We start from the raw sequence: 6,268 nt of genomic DNA, 5'->3' as shown, positions 1-6,268 counted from the left end.
GCACCAAGAACGGATAAAGCAATTCCAGTGTACTGTCTCAGCCTTAGCTTTTCGTGATAAACAATCCGGCCTGATAATGCAAGGGATACAGGAAGCATTGCTATAATGGCACCGGCTATAACCAGTATGCCATATTGAATGGAAAATGCATATAATACATTGCCTGAACCATCAAGTATGCCTGCTATTATTGATATTAAAATAATCATGAATGCAATGTGGTCTGTTCTAATATTATTTTTAGAAATTTTCATTTTGATGCCATTAATTATTGGCCTTATATTAAATATGATGAAAACAGAGAAAAAGCCTATAATTCTGGAAAGCAGTAGTGGCACAGGCGATGAGTGGACCGATGCTATGGCAAATGTTAATGGGATGTAATAAATTCCCCAAATTATATTTGCGGCTGCAGCGATTAATAATACCTTATCGACCTTAAATCCCCTTGTTACTGTGACAAGTATTGATCCAAAAATTATAAGTATAATTCCTGGCAGAATTAATGATGTTAATTTTTCACGCAAAATGCTCAAACCAAAGAGAATTACAACTATTTGCTGTACATTTATTGTTACCGCTGCATTTCCAAGGTTTGCGCCCCTTAAAGATTTATAAAATAGTATATATCCAAGTCCTAAAAAAATTCCTGAGAATACCGACATTACAATAAGAAAAATTGAAAATGAGTGCGCGGGGGACATCATAATACTAATAAGCATTGGTAAAATGCCGGAGCCAACAATTATCATGGAAACAATATTGGGATTAATTTTTGATGTTAAACCCTTAATGATTGTGTTTGATGCAGTCCATACTGCAAGTGCGGCGAATGGAAATATTATGTACTGAAACATTATCTCAGCACAGTTAATATTATCTAATATTTATATTTAACACGAAATTAAAAACTTTATAAGCTGGAATGGGGTAAAAAATCGATTTATTTTAATTTTATAATACTTGATTAATGATAAATATGGCAGTATAATTTAAAACTTTAAATATTTTATATATAAATATTTACCAGCGTCTGCCATGGTATCTGTATGATTTTTCATGCCCTGATGTTCTGTGATGGTTTTTTATTATGTTTTCATTAACTATTTTGTTAAATGATGAATTTATATACTTTTCGTTTAGCCTGATCTCTATATGCTCCATATTTATGCTGCTTTTTGCCTGAATTTCATGGATCATGTATTTTTCCTCCTCATTAAATATTGTCATCGCACGGCCATTTTTACCCATTCTGCCTGATCTTCCAACCCTGTGTGTGTATGTCTCTATATTGTCAGGTGCATCGAAGTTTATAACATCTGAAATTCCCGGTATATCCAGACCCCTTGCAGCAATATTTGTGGTAACAAGTATGCCAGAATCCATTTTTCTAAACTCATTTATTGATCTTTCCCTGTAATTCTGTTTCATGCCGCCGTGAAGTAAAATATTTCTAAAACCCTCCTGCGTAAGGGCCCTGTTAATTATTTCACCCATTTTCTGTGTTTTGACAAAGATAATGGATTTTTTTGAACCATAATCATTTAAATATGACATTAATATTGAAAATTTATTGCATTTTCTGGATACGGTATAAATATGGTTTATTGTTTCCGGTATTCTATCCTCATCAGCAAATATGTTTTCCGGGTTTTTCATGAACTGCCTGGAAAGCATTTTAATCTTTTCCGGCATTGTGGCCGATAACAATATTGTCTGCCTCCTATCATTTGTGTATCCTATTATTGTTTTAATATCGTCTATAAAACCCATGTCAAGCATCTCATCAGCCTCATCAAGAATGAGGTGGTTAATTCTGGATATATCAAGGTAACCCTTATTTATCAGGTCAATTATTCTTCCGGGTGTGCCTATTACAATATCTGCACGGTACAATGAATCTATCTGCCTCTGATATGGGGCCCCGCCATATATTATTGAATATCTTAATCCAGTATATTTTCCCATTTTTTCAAAAACTTTTGCCGTCTGCAATGAAAGCTCCCTGGTTGGAAGAACAATAAGGGCCTTGACATACCTGCCCTTTAAGCTGGATATGGAATTTAACACTGGAATTAAGTAAGCACCGGTCTTTCCAGATCCGGTTTTTGACCTTATAATTACATCCCCTCCAGACATTATATGTGGTATGGCCATATCCTGAATTTCTGTGGGATTTATAAAATTCATATCATTTAGTGCCCTTTTAATCTCTTTATTAATATTCATATTTTCAAATTTTGACAATTTAAACACTCCATTGTATATACTTAGTTTCCTTATATACTTATTCTTATAATAAAATAAAATTTTTGAGGATTAATCCTCAAGTGCTGTACTTTCCATGATTTTATCCTTAGGTGCCGATTTTAGTCCTATAAAAAAGAATATAATTGCATAAAAGAACAGAACCAAATAGTCAAATGGATATGGTATTAAATTTGTTCCTCCTGTGGGTGTACCACCGTATCTTGACAATAGTATTAAACCAATTAAGTATAATGGTATCCATAGTGAGTTTTTTAGATGAAGATTTGAGTATTTCTTTAAATGTGCCTGGTAAATAAATATTATGGATCCTGCAAGGGTTGCGCCAAGTGCGTATAATGTTGTTGGATATGTTGCCCAGTAAATAAGGTATGTTGCAATGATGAATGCGGAAAATGACCAGAGCATTGGGTAAGGAATTTTAAATGGCCTCTCAACATCCGGGTATAATTTTCTCAGCACAGGCAATGATATTGATGCAATTGCAAAATTTGCAACTGCGGCAACAACCACGAAATCGACAAGTTCATACCATGATGGTAGTGGAACCAAAAATATAATGCCCAGAATGACTGATAAAACAAGAGCATATACAGGTGCGCCACTTTTTGTAGTTTTTCTAAAGATTTTCGGAATTGCATTTTCCTCTGAGAAGCCGAAAATTATTCTGCTTGCACCGGTAAGATAAACACCAAGTGTGCCCCCTGGGGAAATAATTGCAAAAATAAAGAATATCACAATCATTACACCTAAAAGTGCAGCAACCTGAGGACTTACAAAGCTTAAATTACCATGCATTATATCAACCAGCGGTGATGATCTACCTGCAACATAGGCCCAGTCACCGATAGGCTTGTTAAATCCCTTCCAGTTTACGGTTCCAACTATTACAACAGCCATGGCAATGTAAAGCAGGCTCTGAATTAACAGAACAAGACCTATAATCTTTGGCATGTTTTTTGCCGGATTCTTAACCTCACCTGCCATATCTGCTACCTGCCTGTAACCACCAAATGAAAAGAGTATTCCAGATGCGGGTATTGCTATGAAAATACCGCCAATGGATGGTGCGAAGCTTGGAGATACAAAATTGGATGGATGGAAGATGAATAATGGAAGTATTATTACAAATGCAATAACCACGGCTATTTTAACCCATGTCCAGACCTTATTGAACTTCGCGAAATGTGCTATGCTCTTAAGATTTAAAAATAAAAAGCCAATCATTAAAAGTATTGATAAGAGTATTCCATATCCGGTTAAAAGGCCCGTGGTCGAATTATACAGCTGCGGAACATAAAATGCAGCATATTCAGACACTGCCACTGCCTCTATTGCAGGAATGGTAACTGCCCATATAAAAAGGGCCCATCCGGAAATAAAACCACCATATGACCCATATGAATAATAGGCAATCCTGGCACTGATTCCGGACCTTGGAAACATTGCAGAATATTCGGCAAATGGTAGGGTTACCAGAACTATAAATACTGCTGTTAATATCCATGAAATAATGACAGCGGGGCCAGCATAACCTGTACCGCCTGCTGCCGCAAATAAAATGCCGGAGCCAACCGCCCCGCCAACGCCGAACATGATTGCATCATGTGTATTTATTCCTCTTTTTAGACCAGTTTTTGTTCTTTTAATACTCTCTGCCTCATTCAAGTTCATATTTTCCTAATGAGAATAACAATATAAATTTTTGCCTAAAAATTTAAAAATTAAAATTTATTAAATTTAAATAAGATGGAAAAAATGAGTAATAATATAAATTTAAAAATACTTTTGAAATGATTATCATAAAAATGTAATTAATTTATTATAATGTTAAATCAGGATTATAATACATTTATATTAATAAAGTTTAAGATTTAAAAATCATTATTATGGATAATAGTTAAAAACATAATAACAATTTTAGTATAAAATATATGCTTTTTTATGTGCACAAAAAATTATATAATAATTAAAAATGATATTTCATGAAAAAATATGCTGTGGCGTCAAGCCACCCACTCAGTACAATTGCAGGTGAGGAGGCCCTATCTAAAGGTGGAAATGCCTACGATGCACTGCTTGCGACAAGTGCTGCATTAACTGTTGTTCAACCACATCTGAACGGCCTTGGTGGTGATTTTTTTGCGACAGTTAAGGATGGTAATTATTACTGCATAAATGCCAGCGGTTATGCTGCAGCCCTTGCAGATATCGATTTTTTCAGGTCAAAGGGTTATTCTAAAATTTCGGAGAGGGGGATATATTCATCCTTTTCAATACCAGGACTTGTTTCTGCATGGAAATTAATAGAGAAAAAGGCAAACCTTACCCTCAAAGAAAATTTTTCAAGGGCAATAGGTTATGCAAAAAATGGTTTTAAGAAGAGCAACAAGCTTAAAAAGGCCATAGATTCATTTACCCATGGTGATTCAGATTTCAATTCAATATATAAAAAATCAGGGGATATTTTATATCAAAAGGATCTGGGAAAAACACTTGAAACCCTTGCAAATGATGGTCTGGACTCCTTTTATCATGGTGATATAGCCAGAAAGATTAATGATGATATGGTATCAAAGGGCGGGCTTATTAGGTTCAACGACCTTGATAATTTTAGTCCGGAAATAAGGGAACCGCTCACTGTAAAATACAGGGACTTTAAAATATATACCAATCCACCGGTTAGCCAAGGGCTTACAGAAATAGTATGGTTTAATCAATTAAATAACTATGAATTAAATTCTATGAATAAGGAGGATTACTATGATACCCTGATAAAAACCATGATGGATGCATATAAATACAGGCCAGAGTATATTTATGACGGATCAGTTATAGATGACAGTATATTTTCAAATGTACCGAAAACAAATTTCAATGGCAAGAATAACCATTTATCAGATACAACGGCGTTCTCAATATTTGATGGGGAAATAGAGATAAGCGCAATTCAGAGCAACTTCATGGGTTTTGGTTCAGGCCATACGATTCATGGAACCGGAATAAACATGAATAACCGTGGATCATACTTTACCCTTGATGCAAACCATAAAAATGCCCTTAAACCGCATAAAAAAACATTTCATACATTAATGAGCACAATAGCAACCGGAAAGTTTGACATAATTTTTGGTTCAATGGGTGGTGACGTACAGCCACAGATCAATGTTCAGGTCCTGTCCAGAATAATAGACCTTAACTATAATATACAGGATGCAATAAGCCATCCCAGATTTGCCTATCCAGCAAGCATATATAATAATGCTGATATATTTTATGAGAAATCACTTAATTTAAAAAAATATAAAATGGTTAATGATTTAAATGACATGATGGGGCATGCACAGGGTATTTTATATGATGGAAACGTGCATACCGGATTTGATCCGCGTGGTGATGCCTTTGAAATAATATAAATTTTAATGTTGTATAATTTTTAATATTATTGTTTTTTTAAATTATATAATAAATAATCAATGATTAATATTGCCATAAAATTTTAAAGGAATAAATAGACATTTTTTTATTTAGATACAAAAATTTATTAATAATACATATTTACTTTCATAATGGAATACGGACTCAAGAGAAATTATGTATCCAGTTTCAGGCTTATATGGCAGGCAATGGGGACTCTCTCAGTTGCTGCGGATGCTGCATATTTGCTGGTTGGTGTTGTTGAATTTGCCCTGGGTGCAACCCCATTATCATTATTCCTTGGGGTAATTGGATATTTATTTATAATGAATACAGGATACCAGTTTTCGAAGCATGTAAACTCTGCCGGTTCTTATTATACATTTGCGGGGAAGGGGCTTGGTGGCATTGTTGGTACTTTTCAGGCATGGAACATGGCATTTTATGGAATTTTGGGATATGGTAGTTTTGGCTTTCTTGGCCTTGCATCATTTATTACCTTAATAGACCCGAAATATTCGGGTGCACTCTTCTGGGTGCCAATAGCCTTTGTGGCCGCACTTATATCATTTTTGTTTACATA

At 34.7% G+C, this 6,268-nt stretch carries 4 protein-coding genes and 1 pseudogene; 2 read left to right on the top strand and 3 right to left on the bottom strand.

What is annotated here, in order from left to right; genetic code table 11:
* From QXW15_RS07750 to QXW15_RS07740, 3 genes are all read right to left on the bottom strand, one after another.
* Positions 1 to 857, bottom strand: an 857-nt coding sequence (locus tag QXW15_RS07750; protein WP_342790298.1) for an EamA family transporter, incomplete at its 3' end; no start/stop codon positions are given.
* Between the two features lie 166 nt (positions 858 to 1,023).
* Positions 1,024 to 2,247: a DEAD/DEAH box helicase gene (locus QXW15_RS07745; RefSeq protein ID WP_287950163.1), complete on the bottom strand. Its 1,224-nt coding sequence runs from the start codon at positions 2,245 to 2,247 to the stop codon at positions 1,024 to 1,026.
* 72 nt (positions 2,248 to 2,319) lie between these two features.
* Complete coding sequence (locus QXW15_RS07740) at positions 2,320 to 3,942, bottom strand: APC family permease (RefSeq protein ID WP_054963986.1); 1,623 nt, start codon at positions 3,940 to 3,942, stop codon at positions 2,320 to 2,322.
* A 311-nt stretch (positions 3,943 to 4,253) separates the two neighbouring features.
* Between QXW15_RS07740 and QXW15_RS07735 the strand changes: the two genes are divergently transcribed.
* Together QXW15_RS07735 and QXW15_RS07730 are read left to right on the top strand one after the other, a co-directional pair.
* The gene (locus QXW15_RS07735) at positions 4,254 to 5,684 is read left to right on the top strand and encodes a gamma-glutamyltransferase family protein (RefSeq protein WP_055040954.1); all 1,431 of its coding nucleotides are present in this window, start codon (positions 4,254 to 4,256) and stop codon (positions 5,682 to 5,684) included.
* A gap of 153 nt (positions 5,685 to 5,837) precedes the next feature.
* A pseudogene (locus tag QXW15_RS07730) lies at positions 5,838 to 6,268 on the top strand (APC family permease); the annotation flags it as partial.

It is taken from the genome of Acidiplasma sp., assembly GCF_038728925.1.
Taxonomy (GTDB): Archaea; Thermoplasmatota; Thermoplasmata; order Thermoplasmatales; family Thermoplasmataceae; genus Acidiplasma; species Acidiplasma aeolicum.
Note: the sequence above shows the minus strand (reverse complement) of the source record. Positions and strands in the feature narration are given on the sequence as shown.